Genomic DNA, 1,842 nt, shown 5'->3' with positions numbered 1-1,842 from the left:
GGGTCGGTGGGACATCCGTGGATTCCTTCGCATGCTGCCGGGAGCGGATGGACGCGGTCCGGGTCCGTGAATCACACACAAACTCGAACAGTGCTCAGGCTGGCGAGATTTGATCGTGTGCGGCAACGCCCTATCGACTTCTTCCATCGCGGTCATGCAAGGAACCGATGGGCGTCGCGGGGGTGCTCGGGACGTGGTTAGCGTGGCTCACGGCGTCCGACCTCCTGCCGGGATTTCGGCGTGATCCGAACGGTCCGCCGCTCCCGCCTCCACCACGCCCCCCGCGGCCCGCACCGCCCTCACCCGGCGCCGGGTGCTCACCACCTCGGCCGCCGCGGCCGGAGCGCTCGCACTGCCCGGCAGCGCCGCCTGGGCCGTGCCGACCAGCTTCGAGGCGGAGACGCGCACCGGCCGCCGCCGGCCCGGCGCCGTGACCGACCCCAGTGTCGTCGTCCGGTGGAACCAGGCCGCGATGGACGCGATCCTCGGCCGCTACCAGGCAGCGGGCAACCGTTTCGGCCCCGCCACCGTGAACGCCCGCGCCCTCGCGATCATCCACAACGCCATCTACGACGCCTGGGCCTGCTACGACCGCTGCGCCGTCGGCACCCGCTTCGGCGGTTCCCTGCGCCGGCCCCGCTCCGAGCGCACCCTCGACAACAAGAACGAGGCCATCAGCTACGCGGCCCACCTCGCCCTGCTCGACCTGTACCCCGAGTACAAGGTCGCCATCGACAACATGCTCCGCAGCCTGGGCCACGACCCCGACCTCACCGACCCCCGCCGCAACAGCCCCGCCTGGATCGGACGCCGTACCGCGCGGGCCGTCCTCGACTACCGCCACGGCGACGGCGCCAACCAGCTCGGGACACCGGCGTACACCGACACCACCGGCTACCAGCCGCGCAACAGCCCCCAGACCGCGGGGGCCTTCGACCCCGCCACGGTCACCGACCCGGCGCACTGGACCCCGCTGATCGTCGGCGGCAAGGTCCAGCGCTACCTCACCCCGCAGTTCGCCGTGATGAAGCCCTTCGCCCTGAGCCGCCCCGACCAGTTCACGGTCCCCGCCCCGCCCGCGTACCCCTCGGTCCGGATGACGGCCGCCATCGAGGAACTCCTCGACATCAGCGCCCACCTGACGGACGAGCAGAAGTCCATCGCCGAGTTCTGGCTCAACGACGACGTGACCCCGCCCGGCGCCCAGCAGATGTGGGGCCGGTACGTCTCCGCCCGCGACGGGTACGGGGTCGACGAGGACGCCCAGATATTCTTCGGCCTCAACATGGCCGAGTGCGACGCGGCCATCGGCTCCTGGGCCGTCAAGGCCCAGTACGACTTCGCCCGCCCCTCCACCCTCATCCCGTTCGACCGGCGCGGCCGCCAGATCCAGGCCTGGGGAGGCCCGGGCCGCGGCACCGTGACCATGGACGGCCTCGACTGGCAGGCGTACGTGGCCGTTCCGCCGTTCCCGGCCACCGTCTCCGGGCACAGCACCTTCTCCGGCGCCGCCTCCGAGTTCCTGCGCCGCTTCACCGGCTCGGACTCCTTCGGCGACTCGTTCCGCTTCAAGGCGGGCGCCTCCACCGTGGAGCCCGGCCTCACCCCGCGCACCGACGTCGTCCTGCACTGGCCCACCTTCAGCGACGCCGCCCGGCAGGCCGGCATCTCCCGGGTCTACGGCGGCATGCACTGGAGCTTCGACAACGAGCCCGGCATCGAGATGGGCCACCGCATCGGCAAGGTCGTCCACCGGCAGGCCATGCGCTACTTCGCCGGCACCCACCGCTGACCCCGGCGGGCCCGTCCCGCGGGCGGCACCGGCACCCGCGGGGCGCGCCG

Annotated in this window: 1 protein-coding gene; it reads left to right on the top strand. The window is 72.4% G+C overall.

What is annotated here, in order from left to right:
• The first annotated feature begins 313 nt into the window (after positions 1 to 313).
• Positions 314 to 1,792, top strand: coding sequence for a vanadium-dependent haloperoxidase (locus EAO70_RS04165; protein WP_187283715.1), 1,479 nt, complete (start codon positions 314 to 316; stop codon positions 1,790 to 1,792).
• Positions 1,793 to 1,842 lie beyond the last annotated feature (50 nt).

The organism is Streptomyces sp. adm13(2018) (assembly GCF_008042145.1).
GTDB lineage: Bacteria > Actinomycetota > Actinomycetes > Streptomycetales > Streptomycetaceae > Streptomyces.
The sequence above is the reverse complement of the archived record's forward strand: the minus strand, read 5'-3'. Positions and strand labels throughout refer to the sequence as shown.